This is a genomic window from Streptomyces sp. NPDC007162 (assembly GCF_040634175.1).
GTDB lineage: Bacteria > Actinomycetota > Actinomycetes > Streptomycetales > Streptomycetaceae > Streptomyces.
Genome location: NZ_JBEYFC010000194.1, coordinates 1 through 15,045, shown reverse-complemented (window position 1 = coordinate 15,045; position 15,045 = coordinate 1). Strand labels below are relative to the sequence as shown.

The following is a 15,045-nucleotide window of genomic DNA, read 5'->3' as shown; positions in this document are numbered from 1 at the left end:
AGAGCTACCTGGCCGGACTTCATCTCCGCGCAGCCACCATCTGGATCGGCAGTCTTCTGCAAACCTGATGATCACAACTAGAGACGTGCCCTAGTGCAGAAAGAAGGCAACCCATGCCTGTCAACACTTCAGAAGTTTCGCCCGTCCCGTCACTTTTCTCCCCCGTCTCCCTCGGGAAGATCGAGCTCGCCAACCGCATCGTCATGGCACCGATGACCCGGGTCCGGTCCGGTTCCTCCGGCGTCCCCGGGGATCTGATGGTCGAGTACTACCGGCAGCGGGCGAGCGTCGGGCTGATCATCGCCGAGGGCACCTACCCCGACCACGCGTCGCAGGGGTATGTCGGTGAGCCGGGCATCGCCACCGACGAGCAGGCGGCCGGCTGGCGGCGGGTGTTCGAGGCGGTGCACGCCGAGGGCGGCCGCATCGTCCTGCAGATCATGCACGCTGGCCGCCAAACCCACCCCGACATCAACGGCGGCCGCCGCATCCTCGCCCCCAGCGCGATCGCCCGCAGCGGCGAGACGTTCACCGAGAAGGGCGAGCAGCCCTATCCCGTACCGGAAGCGATGACCACCGCAGAGATCCGTGCAGCCCTGGAGGACTTCGTCACCGCGGCCCGCCGGGCCATCGAGGCCGGAGCGGACGGCGTGGAAATCCACGGCGCCAACGGCTACCTGCTCCACCAGTTCCTCTCCCCGGCGGCCAACCAGCGCACCGATGAATACGGCGGCTCGCCGCACAACCGCGCCCGCTTCGTCGTCGAGGTCGTCACAGCGGTCGCCCAGGCCGTCGGTGCCGAGCGGGTCGGGCTGCGGATCTCGCCGGAAGTCGAGTTCGGGGACGTCTTCGAGACCGACCGGGACGACGTCCTGGCCACCTACGGCACCCTGCTCGACCAACTGCGCCCACTGGGCCTGGCCTACCTCTCCGTCCTGCACACCGAGCCGGGCGACGACCTGGTGCAGGAACTGCGCCAGCGCTTCGACGGCAAGCTGATCGTCAACAATGGCCCCCTCGGCGGGGGGCAGACCACCCGCGAGCGGGCGCTCCAGCAGATCGAGGCCGGCCACGCCGACGCCGTGGCCGTGGGCCGGGCGCTCATCGCCAACCCCGACCTGGTCGAGCGCTGGCAGGGTGGCCACCCGGAGAACGAGCCGCGGCCGGAACTGTTCTACGGGCTGGACGGCGAGGGCTACACCGACTACCCCTTCCTCGAAGCGGCCTGAGGCCCACACTCACGCCTGTCCATGCGGCAGCCCCACCCAACCCATGGACAGGCGCCCGGCCGGCGACACCGTGCCCGCCCCTGTGAGCCCGCCGATCACACCGCGGCGATCACCGGCTTGAGGACCGTCAGGTCCGTCAGGGCGGTCACGGTCCGCAGGTTCCTGGTCAGCAACCTGCGTTTGTGACCTCGTCGAGCACACCGCTCTCGTGCGTGGCCACCGCGGCGGCCTTCGCCCACAGCTGACGCCTATGACAGGGCGGCACCCGCAAGCTCACCGGGCACCCCCGGTCGGCGCCAGGGCCATGGTCTGCGACAGCCACCAGGACGTGATCAGGAAGTTCTCCAGGGCGGGCAAGCGGCGGCCGGCCGACCCCGCCACGGCGGCGTCCAGCGCCGTGTGCACCGCTGTGGCGTCGATCAGCCCGTGCCCCACCAGCGTGCTCGCGTCGATCAGCTCGTGCAGCTCCTGGTGGTGGGCGCGCAGGCCCGCGTACAGAGCAGCGGCGTGAAGTGGCCTTGCTCTGCCTGCCGGTCAGCCAGCCCGGCAGGTCGGGGCGGGCCATGGCCAGCAGGGGTTTGTAGACACCTGGACGGCCCCGCTCTCCGGCACCGATCCGCAGGCAGGCTGTGACGACCTCGTTGTCCACGTGGCTGTGTCACTCTCAGTCTCAGGGGATGTCGTTCCGAGGTGAAGTTGGGAGTCACCCGCGGCACTTCTTCATGATCAATGTCAATGAGAATCAATGTCAGCAGGACCAGGGGAATGACCAGGTCGTTCCAGATGGCCAGGGTGAGGGTGATGACGAGGGTCGCGGTGGCCGGGCGCAGGACGGGCAGGATGACGTGCCAGTACGTGCGCAGTGGACCGGCCCCGTCGATGGCGGCGGCCTCCTCGAGTTCGACGGGTACGGATCTCAGGAAGCTGGTGAAGAAGAGCACGGCGAAGGGGAGGCTGATCGCGGCCTCCGCGAGGATCACCGAGGCGTAGGAGTCCAGCAGTCCGAGGTCCCGCATGAACATGTACAGCGGAGTGATCATGACGAAGACGGGGACCGTGAGGCCGGCCACGAAGAGCTGGTAGACCGCCCTGGTCCAGCGGCGGGAGATGCGCGACATCGGCCACGCGGCGAGTGATCCGGCCAGGATGACCAGGACGGCGGCGCCGCCGGTGATCAGGACGGTGTTGAAGAGGGTGCGCCCGTAGTTCATGGCCCGCACCGCGGCCACGTAGTTGTGCAGGCTCCAGTGGCTGGGCCAGGACAGCGGGTGGGCGGCGACGTCGGCGTCGGACTGCAGCGAGACCTTCACCATGAGCAGGATCGGGGCGACGACGACCAGGGTGACCAGGAGCAGGCCGACGTGCGAGGCGCCGCTGCGCAGCCTGCGTCGGCGCCGGGGGGCGGCGTCCGACGGGGCGGGGCTGAGGGCTCTTGTGGTGCTGGGGGCGGTGAGAGTCACGCGGCGACCTCCCGGCGGCGCAGGACGGTCGTGAGGAGCACGCCGACGATGACGGTGATGATCAGCAGGAGGACGGCCACCGCGGTGCCGTAGGCGAAGCGGAAGTCCTTGAAGCTGTCCTGGAAGACGACGTAGCTCAGGGTCTGGGTCGAGTTGGCGGGACCGCCGTCGGTCATGATGAAGGGCAGGTCGAACACGCGCAGGGAACCGATCGTCGACAGGGTCATGTTCACGGTGAGGGACGGGGCGAGCAGCGGCCAGTCGATGCGGCGGAACCGGGTCCACCCGCGGGCACCGTCCAGGGCCGCCGCCTCCATCAACTCGGCAGGGATGGAGAGGTAGTTGGAGAGGTAGATGGTGGCGGTGTAGCCGAGGTACATCCACATGTAGGACACGGCGATCGCCATCAACGCGGTGTGGGTGTCGCCGAGCCAGGAGGTCTCCAGACCGTGCAGGCCGAGGGCGTCCATGACGGCGTCGAGCGGGCCGTCGACCGGTGAGTAGATGAACGACCACAGGTAGGAGACGGCGACCAGGGCCATCATCGCGGGCATGAGCAGCCCGGTGCGGGCGATGGTGCGGACGGCGGGTGAGTTGTAGAGCCAGTAGGCGAGGCCCAGACCGAGCGCGTTCTGTACGACGACCACCACGACCGTGTAGACGAGGGTGTTCTCGAGCGCGGCGAGCACCTGCGGGTCCTGGAGGGCCTCGCGGTAGTTGTCCAGGCCGACGAACGAGCCGCCGATGACGCCGTGCGCGTCGGTGAGGCTGAGCAGGACGGACCTGATGGTGGGGTAGATGACGAAGAGGGCGTACAGGGCGGTGGCCGGAAGCATGAGCAGCGCGGCGGATCGGGTGGTGAGTCTCACGGCGACCTCATCGGGGGCGCGGACCGCGGGGCCTGTCGCATGGCAGGCCCCGCACTGGTTCGGGGAGCGGCTGGGGTGTTACTTCTTCGAGGGGGTCTTCGGGATGTCCTTGTCGAGTTGCTTCAGCAGCGCGCCGGTGTCCATGGACGGGTTGTTGAAGAGCGCGTTGAGCTGAGCGGTGAACTTGTCCTCGGCGTTCGGGAAGGTGGGCACCTCGACCTGGGAGGGGCTGGTGTTGTCGGCGGCGAAGGCGGCGGCCACCGGGGCGGACTGGGCGACCTTGGGGCTCGGCACGTCGGTCAGCGTCGTGAAGCAGCTCTCGGCCTTCAGGTAGGCGCTGTCCTGCTTCGGCTGCGACATGAAGTCGACGTAGCTCTCGGCCGCGCTCTTGTGCGAGGTGGCGCCGTTGACCGACCAGCCCGAGCCGATGAAGGTGAAGGTCTTGGGCTTGCTGCCCGCCGGGCCGCCGGGGAAGGGGTTGAGCGTGAAGTCGAACTTGGCGCTCTGCTTGTAGTGACTCATGTCCCAGGCGCCGTCGACGTAGAAGGCCCACTTGCCCGCGGTGAACTGCGAGACGCCCTGGCTGAACGGGTCCAGGCCGTTCATGGTCTTGCCGTCGACGAGGCCGCTGGTCAGCAGCTGCTTGAGGTGGTCGATCACCGGGCTCCAGGTGGCGGCCCAGGTGGAGGTGCCGTTGTCGTAGCCGCTGCCCCAGGACGGGTCGACGAGGTTGGCGGCCAGGGCGAGGGAGACCTGTTCGGCGTCCCAGCCCTTGAGGTTGGGGATCTCCAGGCCGCCGATCTTCTTCGTCTTCAGCGTTTTGAGGTCGCTGATCAGTTCGGGCCAGGTCTGCGGCACCTGCTTGATGCCCGCCTTCTTCAGCAGGTCCAGGTTGGCGTACAGGCCGATCGGGATGTTCTGCTGGACGAAGTCGTACGTCTTGCCGTCGACCTGGGTGTACGGGGCCAGGTTGGGCAGCATCCGCTTGACCCAGGGCTGGTCGCTGAGGTCGGCGAGGAAGCCCTGCTGCTGCCAGGTGGTCAGGCGGCTCTTGTTGACCATGAGGACGTCCGCGGCGGTTCCGGCGGCGAGCCGGGTGTTGTTGTAGGCGTCGTACTCGGTGTTGGCGACGTACTTGTAGTCGACCTTGATGTCGGGGTGTGCCTTTTCGAAGGCCGCGTTGATGGCCGGGATGTCGGCGATCTCGTTGCCACCGCCCTCGAACCCGACCACGGTGAGGATGGTCTTTCCGTCGGCGGTGGTGCCGGAGGAGGAGGACGAGCAGGCGGCCAGGGCGAGGGCGAAGGCCGAGGCGGCCGTCGTTGTGGCCAGTCGGCGAAGGCGGGTTCTCAATGCGGGCTCCTTGGCTGGAGGGCGGGGGGGAGAGGGGTGCTTCGGCGCGGGGGCGCGGATGTGCTGTCGCCGGTCAGGGCTGGTCGAGTTCGTAGGCGGCGGTCCGGGTCTGGATCTTCCGGATGCGTGCGACGTCGAGCTTCGCGGTCCGGTCGAACCGGTAGAGGCCGTTCTGTTCCTGGAAGACGTCGGTGAGCTGCGTGTAGCAGTAACCGAACATCAGGGGGTCGTCGATCAGGGCGCCCACCAGGCCGGCGAAGCGCTCGTACCAGGCCTCCTCGCTCGCGGGCGTGCTGCCGTAGCCCCACGAGCCGGTGTCGGGCAGCCCCGCCTGGTCGGTCGGCCAGTGGATGCCGCCGAACTCGCTGCAGAAGTAGGGCTGTCCGGCGTAGGGCAGGGACCAGGCGCTGCCGTCCGGTGCCGCGTTGACGAACGGCTTGCCGTCGGCGAGGCCCGCCATGTCCCGGGCGAAGCGTGCGGGATCCTGCTCGTAGTTGTGGGAGTCGTAGATGTCGGTCTCGGGCACGCGGTGGGAGTATCCCGAGCTGTCGATCACCGGCCGGGTCCGGTCGGCGGCCTTGGTGGCGAGGAACATGCCGCGGGTGACGTCGTCGAGGACGGTGAGCCGGTCGGTGATCTCCTGGAAGGTCTCGTTGAGGGGGCACCAGCCGATGATCGAGGGGTGCGAGTAGTCCCGCTGGAGGACTTCGAGCCACTGGGTGATGAACGAGGCGGTCGGAGCCTGGCGTTCGGGCCGTGCTCCGACCCTGGCGCCCCAGTCGCCGAACTCCCCCCACACGAGGTAGCCGAGACGGTCGGCGTGGTGCAGGAACCGCTCCTCGAAGACCTTCTGGTGCAGGCGCGCGCCGTTGAATCCGGCGGCCATCGACAGTTCGATGTCGCGTACGAGGGACTCGTCGTCCGGCGCCGTCATCAGGCCGCCGGGGTACCAGCCCTGGTCCAGGACAAGACGCTGGAAGACGCGCCGCCCGTTGAGCAGGACGGCGTGGCCGTCGATCGTCACGGACCGCAAGCCCGCGTAGCTCTCGGCCGAGTCGACCAGTTCACCCTCGGACGTGCGTATTTCGAGGGTGAGTGTGTACAGGTGCGGGTCGTCCGGCTGCCAGAGCCGGCGGCGGTCGGCGGGGATGTCCAGGACGAGGTGTGCCGTGCGGTCCGCGTCGAGCGGAGCCGTCGCTTCCACGATCGTCGCGTCGGCGTCGCCGAGGATGGCGCGGCAGTGGTGGCCGGGGGCGTTGGCGGAGACCGGGAGGTCCAGAAGGAACCGGCCGCCGGCCGTGTCCGGGGTGATCCGCGGCCGGAGCAGGTGGACCTGGGGGACGGGCTCCAGCCAGACGGTCTGCCAGATGCCCGTGGTCCGGGAATAGAACGCCTCGTAGGTCTCGTACCGGTTGGACTGCTTGCCACGGGCCTGGATGGCGGCTCGGCTGTCCCGCGCCCGCACCACGAGGTCCGGGGTGGTGCCCGGGGCGGCGAACTCGGTGATGTCGAGGGTGAAGCCGCTGAAGCCGCCCCGGTGGCGGCCCACCTCGTGCCCGTCGACCCACACCGTGGTGTCGTGGTCGACGGCCTGGAAGTGCAGCAGAATCCGCTGGCCGGTCCACTCGTGCGGGATTCGAAGAGTCCGCCGGTACCAGACGGCCTCCAGGAAATCCTGGCAGCCGACGCCCGACAGGGGTGCCTCGGGTGCGAAGGGAACCGTGATGGCGGAGGCGAGCTCCCGGTGCGGCAGGCCGCGCTCCAGACCGGTGTCGGCCTGGTCGATCTCGAACTGCCAGGTGCCGTTGAGGCAGAGCCAGTCCTGGCGCACGAACTGCGGTCGGGGGTACTCCGGCCGGGGCGGGGTCGCGGGGGCGGCCGCGGCGGGACCGCGCTCCTCCCGGGGACCGGGACCGCGTCCCTCCAGGGGTCCGCCGCTTTGCATCGATGCAAAATCGTTCACGCCACGGAGTATCAGACCATTCTTTGCAACGATGCAATCCGCCGTTCATAACGAAACGGCATCAAGGGTCACATGGGTCGGCGGACCGCGTCTCCGGCCGTGCTCTCCCGGACCACCAGCTGATGGGAAGCGGTGATCTCCACCGGCACGTCGTGCGCGTCGGACTCGATCCTGGCCAGGATGCCCTCCACGGCGGCACGGGCCAACTGCTTCTTGTCGGGGGCGATAGTGGTCAGGGTGGGGCTGCTGTAGCGGCCGTCCTCGATGTCGTCGAAGCCGGCCAGCGCCAGGTCCTCAGGGATGCGCAACCCCCGGGAGAAGGCCACGCGCATGGCGCCCAGGGCCAGCAGATCGCTGAAGCAGAACACCGCGTCCGGCGGGTCGGGATGGTCCAGGAGCCGGGCCATCGCCTCGGCTCCGTGCCGGCGTTCGTAGTGCGGAGTGGGCACCATGAGCGACTCGTCCACGGGGAGACCGGCCTGCGCGAACGCCTCCTGGTAACCGCGGGTACGCAGGACGGCGGTGCCGTCCGTGGGGTCCTGCTGGACGCCGATGGCGGCGATTCTCCGGCGCCCCAGGCCGATGAGATGGGCTGTCATCTCCCGTGCGGCGGTGACGTTGTCGATGGCGACGTGGTCGGCGCTGGAGTCGAAGATCTTCTCGCCGAGCAGGAGGATGGGCGCCGAGTCGTGCCGGGATTCGAGATCGGCGGCGGTCAGGGCGAGCGGGCTGGCGATCACGCCGTCGAAACTGACCGCGCGCGACGCCTCCATGATCAGTTCCCGCTCCCGTTCGACGTCGCCGTCGGTCTGGTCGATGAGGACGGCGTATCCGCGGGCGCGCGCCTCGCCGATGATCAGACGTACCAGCTCGGCGAAGTAGGGCACGTCGAGTGCCGGCACCACCAGCGCGATGATGCGCGTACGTCCCTGTTTCAGGTTGCGGGCCATCAGGTTGGGCCGGTATCCGAGCGCGTCGATCGCCGCCTGGACCCGCGCCTTGGTGGCGTCGGCCACCCGGGCGTAGCCGTTGACCACATTGGACACCGTGCGAATCGAGACGCCGGCACTCTCGGCGACGTCTCGGAGCGTGGGGGCCGTCATGACGTGTTGACCTCTCTGGCCGAGCGGTGCGCGGTGGGGATGCCGCGACACGGACACCGCCGTGCCGGTACCGCAGCGGTGCCACTGCGGTGTCGCCACTGCGGTTCACGACGCGGACGGTGCCGTGCACGGTGCATACAGTCTAGGTGCTTGCATCGATGCAAAAACCTGCTACCGAAGCATTGCGAAGGGCCGCCACGCGGCTCCATACTCCCCGACTGCGGGCATTTCCATCGTTGCAAAAGGTGCCCGCCGCACCTGCCGTCTCCGCACGGACGGGCCGCGTCCCCATCCGTCACCGCCCAAGGGAGCCGCCATGGCCATCTCGCCAGCGCACGATCGTCGCAGACGTCGTGCGCGCCTCCTGCTCAGCCTGCTCGCCTCGGTCCTCCTCTGTCTGCTCGCCCTGCCGACCAACGCCTTCGCCAACACCCCGGGCAACGTCCTGTACAGCCCCGCCTCCAGTACGGAGGGCATGGCCTACACCCGCATGATCCGCCTGCAGAACAGCGGATCGGCCAACGGAACACTGCTCGCGAGTTTCGAGCACTGGAGCACCGACGGCAGCTCCAGCTCGTATGTGATCCGCCGCAGCACCGACGACGGTGCCTCGTGGTCCACCCTGTCGACGACCGTCGGCGACACCTTCTCCTACCAGCCCTTCCTCTTCGAATATCCGCGGACCCTCGGGGCCTACCCGGCCGGAACCCTGCTGCTGGTGGGCGCCACACTGCCGGCCGACCGGTCCGGCGTGACGTTCCGCGAATGGCGCAGCACCGACCACGGCGCCACCTGGACCTACGTGGGGGCCCCGCAGACCTCGCACGGAGCCGACGGCAGCGGAATCTGGGAACCCTTCATCGGCCTGGACTCGGCGGGCAAGATGCTCATGTACTTCTCCGACGAGCGCCAGAACACCACCTACAGTCAGTTCCTCGGGCACATCGTCTCCACCGACGGCGGCGACACCTGGAGCGCCAACCCCGACGGCAGCACACGTGTGGCTCCCGGTGAGGTCAAGGACGTCGCCAGCACCGTACAGGCCGACCGGCCCGGCATGATCACCATGGCTCGCGTACCGTCCACCGGCACCTACGTGGCGAGCTACGAGGTGTGCGGTCCGCAGAACTGCCTGGTGCACACCAAGACGTCGTCCGACGGCGACACCTGGGGCAGCGGCCCCTCCGACCTGGGCACCGTCCCGAAGACCGACGACGGCAGAGAGCTTTTCAGCACCCCCGTCATCGCCTGGAGCCCGGCCGGCGGGCCCAAGGGCGAGCTGATGCTCTCCAGCCACACCGAGTCACGCCTGGCCGGCGGGGCCCCCGAGAACCAGCAGGTGGTCCTTCTCAACACCGCGGGCGGCAGCGGGTCCTGGTCCTGGATGCCCTCCCCCATCGCGGTGCCCACCGGCGGAAACTCGTCCAGTTGCGGCATGAACTACAGCCCTGAACTGCTGCCCTCGGCCGACGGCAGGAGCGTGCGCTACAGCGCGGCGGGCGCCGCCGGTCCGTACAACTGCGAAGAGCTCACCGGCTCGGGCAACGCCGGCGTCCTGCCCTACACCGCCGACTTCTCCTCCAACGACGGTGGTTGGACGCGGTACGGCGGCACCTGGTCGGCTTCCGGCGGGACCTACTCCGAGTCCGCCGCGGGCACCGGAGGCAACAAGGCCGTCACCGGCTCCACCGGCTGGACCGACTACACCCTCGAGGGCGACGTCCGCCTCGGTGGTACGGGCGGCAACGGCAACGCCGGCTTCCTGGTCCGCGCCACCGATCCGACCACCGGAGCGGACAACGTCGACGGCTACTACGTGGGCGTCACCGGTTCCAACCTCGTGATCGGGCGCGAGAACTACGGCTGGACCCAGTTGGGCAGCACGCCGATACCCGGCGGTCTGTCTGCCGGCAGCTGGTACCACCTGACCGTCCAGGTCAGCGGCTGCGACATCTCCGTCCAGGGAGCGCCGTCCGGTTCCTGGAGCAGCCCCGCCTACCTCAGCCTGAGTGACTGCTCCTTCTCCCACGGCTCCGTCGGGGTCCGCGACTACGCCACCACCGCGTCCTGGCGCAACACCACCGTCCGCACGGCGGGCGCGGTCACGGGTCCGGGCACCACCGGCAAGTGCCTCGATGTCGACACCAACACCAACACCAACCAGAACGCGGCCCAGCTCTGGGACTGCGACCAGGCCACCGGACAGCGGTGGACAGCCGCCGCCGACGGCACCCTGCGCGCCTTCGGCAAGTGCCTCGACATCGACAAGAACGCGACCGCCGACTTCAGCAAGGTCCAGCTCTACGACTGCAACGGCGCGGGCGGCCAGCAGTGGGTCTCCCGAGCTGACGGCAGCCTGTACAACCCCCAGTCCGGACGTTGCCTGGACGACCCCCAGGGAAACACGGCGAACGGAACACAACTGCAGATCTACGACTGCAACGGGCTGTCCACCCAGGTGTGGCACCTGCCCTGACCGCGTCGCGAGGATGAGCGCAGGGGCGGGCCCCGCATGCCCGCCCCTCTCGGATGGCCATGACCGACACCGGCGCACCGCCGATGCCGTCGTACAGCCCGACACCACCGGTGAAGAAGTCCCGCGCCAGCCTGGTCATCGCGGCTTCAGCCGCCGCCGTCATTGTGGCGGTCGTCGGCACCGGCATGGTCGTAGTGCACTCCGGCCACGGCAGCAAGCAGGCCGCAGCCGCCAATCCGACGGGCGGCGCTACGGAGGCGGCCGCCACGGAGACACCGACCCCCACGCCGTTGTACGACGAGGTGACCGCCGACAGTTTCACCGTCGAGCTGAGAACCACGAAGCGGCAGTGTTTCGGGACGGCTGGCTGCAATGTGACGGTCGAGCCGACCCTCACCTACCTGGGGGACAGCGAGAGTATCGACCCGGACGCCGTCTACGAGATCACTGACGAGGTCCCACGGCGACGAGTCCGGCCCGGTCATCGAGACAGCTGAACCGATGGCGTACGGGGGCGTTCGCGTCTGGAGTGACCTGCGGTTTCCCCCTGATCGTTTAGGCGATGCTCAGTAGGTCGGCACTCGTGCCCCGGACCCTCTCTGACCTGGTAGTTCCGGGGTCGTAGCCCTGCTCCATACCGTGCCCCGGCAGGATTCGAACCCGCGACACTCGTTCAGGCGTTGGATCGAATCCTTGCCGGGTGCTGCCGTACGGTGCTGTTTCCCGAGGTCAGCACCGTACGGAATGCCACTCGTATCGCTCACGCGCGCTGCCGACTGCCGAGCAGCACCAGTCAGACCTGGCCGAGGTCGATCTCCACCGGGAATGGGGCCGCTACCTTGAGGACGCCGGTGAACACGTCTCCGTCCCGGTAGGTCTTCGTCGCGGGGTCGAGGACGTAGGTGTACACGAGGGGGACGCCTGTCGCGGCCTGTTCGATCCGCCAGTAGAAGCCGATGCCCGCCTTGGCGTACTGGTCGACCTTCACGATCCGGTCGGTGGTCTCCGATCCCGGCGACACCACCTCGGCGACCAGCAGGACGTGTTCGGGGCGGGTGGGGGTGATGTCGATCGTGTCTGCGCGATAGACGACGACGTCCGGGCGGCGATTGGTGAGCGGGAGGTCCTGGAGCCGGACGTCGAAGTCCGTGTCGGCGTTCCACTCCGGGCCCGCGGCGGCGTCCAGGTTGTTCGCCAGAATCCGCGCCAGCCGGTTGTGCCGCTTGGACGCGCTCGGACTCACGACGACCATCCCGTCCACGATCTCGATACCCGCGCACTGCTCCTCGGACCAGGACTCGTACTCCTCCGCCGTGATCTGCTCATGCATCCACGCCGGGGCCACCATCTCGGCCGTCACGAAGCACCTCCCGGACACTGTGCTGCGGGCCCGATCCCGCTGGATTCAGCGTACTGTCCGCGATCCGTCCGGCACGCCGATCTCCTTCCCGCACCCTCTCCGTCGGCCGGCATCCCACTGGTGAGCCCACGACGTCGTGATCGCTGGCCTCCCTCTGGGAGAGGCTGAACTCTGGACCTGCGCAGACCCGCCCGTCACAGAGCCAGCAGTACACCGCTGGTCACCCCAAACGGCCCCGGACAAGAAGCCCGAGGCCGAAGAGAGCGCCTCCCTGGGGAGAAATCCCAGGTCAGCAACGAACTACATGGTGCCCGCGGACCCGGAGCCCGAGATCCGGCGGCCGACTGACCGCGTTGGGCGCGACCGTTCAGGCCAGGCATACGGACAACGCCATGCTGGCCGACCCCGAGGACAACGGGTTCTGCCTGTCCGCGACAGACCACAAAGGGGGGGACTGGTCACGCCCGCAGCCCGTCCACCGCCGTGTCGATCGCAGCCAGCGCCGCGCTCTGATCGAGACCCGCCCTCGATACGAGCGACAGGCCCTGGACGATGTAGAGCAGGAGCTGTGCCTGGGCCTCGGGGGAGGAGCTGGCCGTGACCTCGCCGGCGGTCTGGGCGCGGCGGAGTGCGTCGGTGACGATCTCGACGAAGCGGCGGTACGAGCGGGTCACGACCTCCGTGGCCTCGCTGTCCTGGGGGACGAGTTCGGCGGTGGTGTTGCCGACCAGGCAGCCCTGCGGCACGCCCGTGTCGGAGATCAGTTCGTCCAGCCGCGTCGGGTGGGTCAGGATCTCGCGCAGGGCCGGCAGGAGCGGGGCGGTGTCGAGCGCGGCGGTCAGGTGCCGCTCGTACACCTCCCAGTAGAGCCTGACGGCGTCCAGGTAGAAGCGGCGCTTGTCACCGAACGCTCCGTAAAGGCTGCCGCGCTCGACGGCCAGCGCGTCGACCAGGTCCTGGACCGACGTCGCCCCGTATCCCCGGGACCAGAACAGTTTGAGTGCGCGCTCCAGCGTCTGATTCTTGTCGAACTCGCGGGGGCGTCCGGTTCGTGCCACGCGAGCAAGAGTACGACTTCTTGACTCCACGTTCAAGAAGTCGTAGCTTCTGCCCGTTACTTCTTGAACGGATGCACAGAAGTCGCTCGGCCAACGGCCGGCGTGAAGGGCGAAGAGATGGAATTCGCAGGCAAGACGGCACTCGTCACCGGGTCCGGCGCGATCGGCGGCCTGGGGCACGCGACGGCCAAGGTGCTGGCCGCGGGCGGGGCCGATCTGATCCTCACCGGCAGCGACGCCGAGCGCGGTGCCCAGGTGGTGGCGGACGTACGCGCGGCCGGCGGCGGCGCCGTGGCCGGAACCGTGCGGTTCGTCGTCGCCGACCTGTCCGACCCGGCGGCTGTGCGGCAACTGGCCGACAGCGCCGGAACCGTCGACGTACTGATCAACAACGCAAGTGTGATGACGTTCGCCCCGACCTCCGGGCAGGACCTCGCGGGCTATGACGCCGCCTTCGCCGTCAACGTGCGCGCACCGTTCCTGCTCACCGCGCTGTTCGCGGAGAAGATGGCCGCGGGCGGCGGCGGCAGCATCGTCAACATCAGCTCCACCGCGGCCGGCCTCGGCATGCCGGGCATGGCCGTCTACGGCGCCACCAAGGCGGCGCTCGAATCGCTGACCCGCACCTGGGCGGCGGAGTTCGCCGAGTCGAACGTGCGGGTCAACGCCGTGGCCCCGGGACCCATGCGCACAACCGACCCGCAGCGATTCTTCTGGGCCGGTGGACGGTGTGTCAGGTGGCGATGGTGGCGACGGGTTCGAGGCCGTAGGTTCGGGCGTAGCCGTTCTCGATGCCGACGAGGAGGTCGATGACCTCGAAGTAGCGGTCCCAGAACGGGGTTTCGCGCAGTGCGTCGACGAGGAGCAGAGAAGTCGGCCCAGGGAAGCGTCACCAGAGCGCGCAACCGCAACCGCAACTGCGGCTGCGGCACCTGGCTCGTCCACCTGAGTGCGGACCGGGCCTGGTCGAGTCTGAAGCGCGCGGCGCCTGCCACCGGTCCCCCGCAAACATCCGCGCCTCCGGCTGCCCGTTCTGCCGGATCATCCACGACGGCGCCCCGGCGACGATCGTCCGGGAGCGGGCCGACGCCCTCGTGATCAGACCCCGCAGCGGCGGCTGCACCGACGGCCACCTCCTGGTCTTGCCGCTTGGCCACGTCGCGGATTTCACGACCGACGATACGCACGCCGATGTGCTTTCCCCATAGCCATCTCCGCAGATCGGGCCGGTCGTACGCCTTGTCCGCATGGAGCCGCTGGGGCTTGATGTACCGGCCGGTCGTGTTGCGTTTGGTGGCCCTCGACCTTGGGCTTCAGTCCCTCGCTGTCGTGGACGTTGGCGGCCGAGACGCCGACAAGGAGGGGTCGGCCGTTCGCGTCCGACAGGATGTGCATCTTGGAGCCCGGCTTACCCCGGTCCACGGGACTCGGACCTGTGTGGTCACCCCCCTTTTTTTTGCGCGGACGTGTGCGGTGTCCAGGACGACGCGGGTCACATCGACGAGGCAGGCGTCGTCCAGGCGATGCAGCACGGCCTGGTGCAGGCGGCCCCAGACGCCGGCTCTGGACCAGATCAGAAACCTGCGGTGAGCGGTCGACTTGGATATGCCGAAGCACGGCGGCAGCGCCAGGAACAGGCGTTACTCGTAACATTGCGAGACTACTTTCAATTCGAGACCAGTCCAGGCTTTACTCGAGAGGAGAAATCGTGTCCGACCGTAGGAGCCACGTCACCTTTCAGCACGGGCAGGAGTTCCTAGCCGCGATCTCCGAGCGCTGGAACTACCAGATCCTGCGGGAGGTGTTCTTCGGCGTCGGCCGGTTCGGTGAACTCAAGCGGGCCCTGGGTATCTCGGCGAACATCCTCACCGCCCGGCTGAACGGCCTGACCGACCTGGGCCTGCTCACCAAGCGTGCCTACCGTCTGGACAAGCCGTGGTACGAGTACGAACTCACCGACAGCGCCCGCGAACTCGTAGTCCCTGCCATCGCGGCCATCACACGCTGGGCCGAGACCTACGCAACCGACGGTGACGTCACGCGGCACCTGTTGATGCACACGGTATGCGGGAACCCGACCAGCCCCTATCTCGCGTGCAGCAGCTGCCACCAGCCGGTCGAGGCCTCGACCCTGCGGCCGATGCCTGCCGAGGAAGGAGACGTCGAACAGGGGT

The 15,045-nt window shown here is 68.5% G+C and carries 12 protein-coding genes and 4 pseudogenes; 6 read left to right on the top strand and 10 right to left on the bottom strand.

Annotated elements, in window-relative coordinates; all coding sequences use genetic code 11:
* Positions 1-113 precede the first annotated feature (113 nt).
* Positions 114-1,229: an alkene reductase gene (locus ABZ646_RS22910; protein ID WP_360521831.1), complete on the top strand. Its 1,116-nt coding sequence runs from the start codon at positions 114-116 to the stop codon at positions 1,227-1,229.
* Between the two features lie 273 nt (positions 1,230-1,502).
* On the opposite strand, the gene ABZ646_RS22905 is transcribed toward ABZ646_RS22910, so the two are convergent.
* The 6 genes from ABZ646_RS22905 to ABZ646_RS22880 form a co-directional block, all read right to left on the bottom strand.
* The gene (locus ABZ646_RS22905) at positions 1,503-1,664 is read right to left on the bottom strand and encodes a hypothetical protein (RefSeq protein ID WP_360521828.1); all 162 of its coding nucleotides are present in this window, start codon (positions 1,662-1,664) and stop codon (positions 1,503-1,505) included.
* Between the two features lie 17 nt (positions 1,665-1,681).
* Positions 1,682-2,689, bottom strand: a complete 1,008-nt coding sequence (locus tag ABZ646_RS22900) for a carbohydrate ABC transporter permease (protein WP_360521825.1) — start codon at positions 2,687-2,689, stop codon at positions 1,682-1,684.
* Positions 2,686-3,558 carry a sugar ABC transporter permease gene (locus tag ABZ646_RS22895; protein ID WP_360521822.1) on the bottom strand — a complete coding sequence of 291 codons (873 nt, stop codon included), beginning with the start codon at positions 3,556-3,558 and terminating at the stop codon, positions 2,686-2,688. Before ABZ646_RS22895 ends, ABZ646_RS22900 begins: the two co-directional genes overlap by 4 nt.
* Positions 3,559-3,636: 78 nt before the next feature.
* Complete coding sequence (locus ABZ646_RS22890) at positions 3,637-4,911, bottom strand: ABC transporter substrate-binding protein (RefSeq protein ID WP_360521819.1); 1,275 nt, start codon at positions 4,909-4,911, stop codon at positions 3,637-3,639.
* A 73-nt stretch (positions 4,912-4,984) separates the two neighbouring features.
* Positions 4,985-6,874 carry a sugar-binding domain-containing protein gene (locus ABZ646_RS22885; protein ID WP_360521815.1) on the bottom strand — a complete coding sequence of 630 codons (1,890 nt, stop codon included), beginning with the start codon at positions 6,872-6,874 and terminating at the stop codon, positions 4,985-4,987.
* Positions 6,875-6,942: 68 nt separating this feature from the next.
* Positions 6,943-7,977 (bottom strand): LacI family DNA-binding transcriptional regulator, encoded by a 1,035-nt coding sequence (locus ABZ646_RS22880; protein WP_360521812.1) that lies wholly within the window; start codon positions 7,975-7,977, stop codon positions 6,943-6,945.
* A 316-nt stretch (positions 7,978-8,293) separates the two neighbouring features.
* On the opposite strand from ABZ646_RS22880, the gene ABZ646_RS22875 reads away from it, so the two are divergent.
* Both ABZ646_RS22875 and ABZ646_RS22870 read left to right on the top strand, forming a co-directional pair.
* Entirely contained in the window at positions 8,294-10,453 is a 2,160-nt protein-coding gene (locus tag ABZ646_RS22875) for a ricin-type beta-trefoil lectin domain protein (RefSeq protein WP_360521809.1), read from the top strand.
* 59 nt (positions 10,454-10,512) lie between these two features.
* Positions 10,513-10,950 carry a hypothetical protein gene (locus tag ABZ646_RS22870; protein ID WP_360521806.1) on the top strand — a complete coding sequence of 146 codons (438 nt, stop codon included), beginning with the start codon at positions 10,513-10,515 and terminating at the stop codon, positions 10,948-10,950.
* A 296-nt stretch (positions 10,951-11,246) separates the two neighbouring features.
* On the opposite strand, the gene ABZ646_RS22865 is transcribed toward ABZ646_RS22870, so the two are convergent.
* Positions 11,247-11,813 (bottom strand): Uma2 family endonuclease, encoded by a 567-nt coding sequence (locus tag ABZ646_RS22865; RefSeq protein ID WP_360521803.1) that lies wholly within the window; start codon positions 11,811-11,813, stop codon positions 11,247-11,249.
* Between the two features lie 143 nt (positions 11,814-11,956).
* Between ABZ646_RS22865 and ABZ646_RS22860 the strand changes: the two are divergent.
* Positions 11,957-12,181, top strand: a pseudogene (locus ABZ646_RS22860) (hypothetical protein); the annotation flags it as partial.
* 90 nt (positions 12,182-12,271) lie between these two features.
* Here the strand turns inward: ABZ646_RS22860 and ABZ646_RS22855 are convergent.
* Complete coding sequence (locus tag ABZ646_RS22855) at positions 12,272-12,871, bottom strand: TetR/AcrR family transcriptional regulator (protein WP_360521800.1); 600 nt, start codon at positions 12,869-12,871, stop codon at positions 12,272-12,274.
* 117 nt (positions 12,872-12,988) lie between these two features.
* Here ABZ646_RS22855 and ABZ646_RS22850 point away from each other — a divergent pair.
* Positions 12,989-13,558, top strand: a pseudogene (locus ABZ646_RS22850) (SDR family oxidoreductase); the annotation flags it as partial.
* Positions 13,559-13,604: 46 nt separating this feature from the next.
* Here ABZ646_RS22850 and ABZ646_RS22845 read toward each other — a convergent pair.
* Together ABZ646_RS22845 and ABZ646_RS22840 are read right to left on the bottom strand one after the other, a co-directional pair.
* Positions 13,605-13,736: pseudogene (locus ABZ646_RS22845) on the bottom strand (darcynin family protein); the annotation flags it as partial.
* A 313-nt stretch (positions 13,737-14,049) separates the two neighbouring features.
* A pseudogene (locus tag ABZ646_RS22840) lies at positions 14,050-14,499 on the bottom strand (transposase); the annotation flags it as partial.
* An 80-nt stretch (positions 14,500-14,579) separates the two neighbouring features.
* On the opposite strand from ABZ646_RS22840, the gene ABZ646_RS22835 reads away from it, so the two are divergent.
* A partial coding sequence (locus ABZ646_RS22835) for a helix-turn-helix domain-containing protein (RefSeq protein ID WP_360521797.1) occupies positions 14,580-15,045 on the top strand: 466 nt, incomplete at its 3' end.

Excerpts from the sequence above, each read along its gene's own strand:
- ABZ646_RS22910 (WP_360521831.1), top strand. The coding sequence starts at position 114 with ATGCCTGTCAACACTTCAGAAGTTTCGCCCGTCCCGTCACTTTTCTCC.
- ABZ646_RS22880 (WP_360521812.1), bottom strand. The coding sequence starts at position 7,977 with ATGACGGCCCCCACGCTCCGAGACGTCGCCGAGAGTGCCGGCGTCTCG.
- ABZ646_RS22875 (WP_360521809.1), top strand. The coding sequence starts at position 8,294 with ATGGCCATCTCGCCAGCGCACGATCGTCGCAGACGTCGTGCGCGCCTC.
- ABZ646_RS22870 (WP_360521806.1), top strand. The coding sequence starts at position 10,513 with ATGACCGACACCGGCGCACCGCCGATGCCGTCGTACAGCCCGACACCA.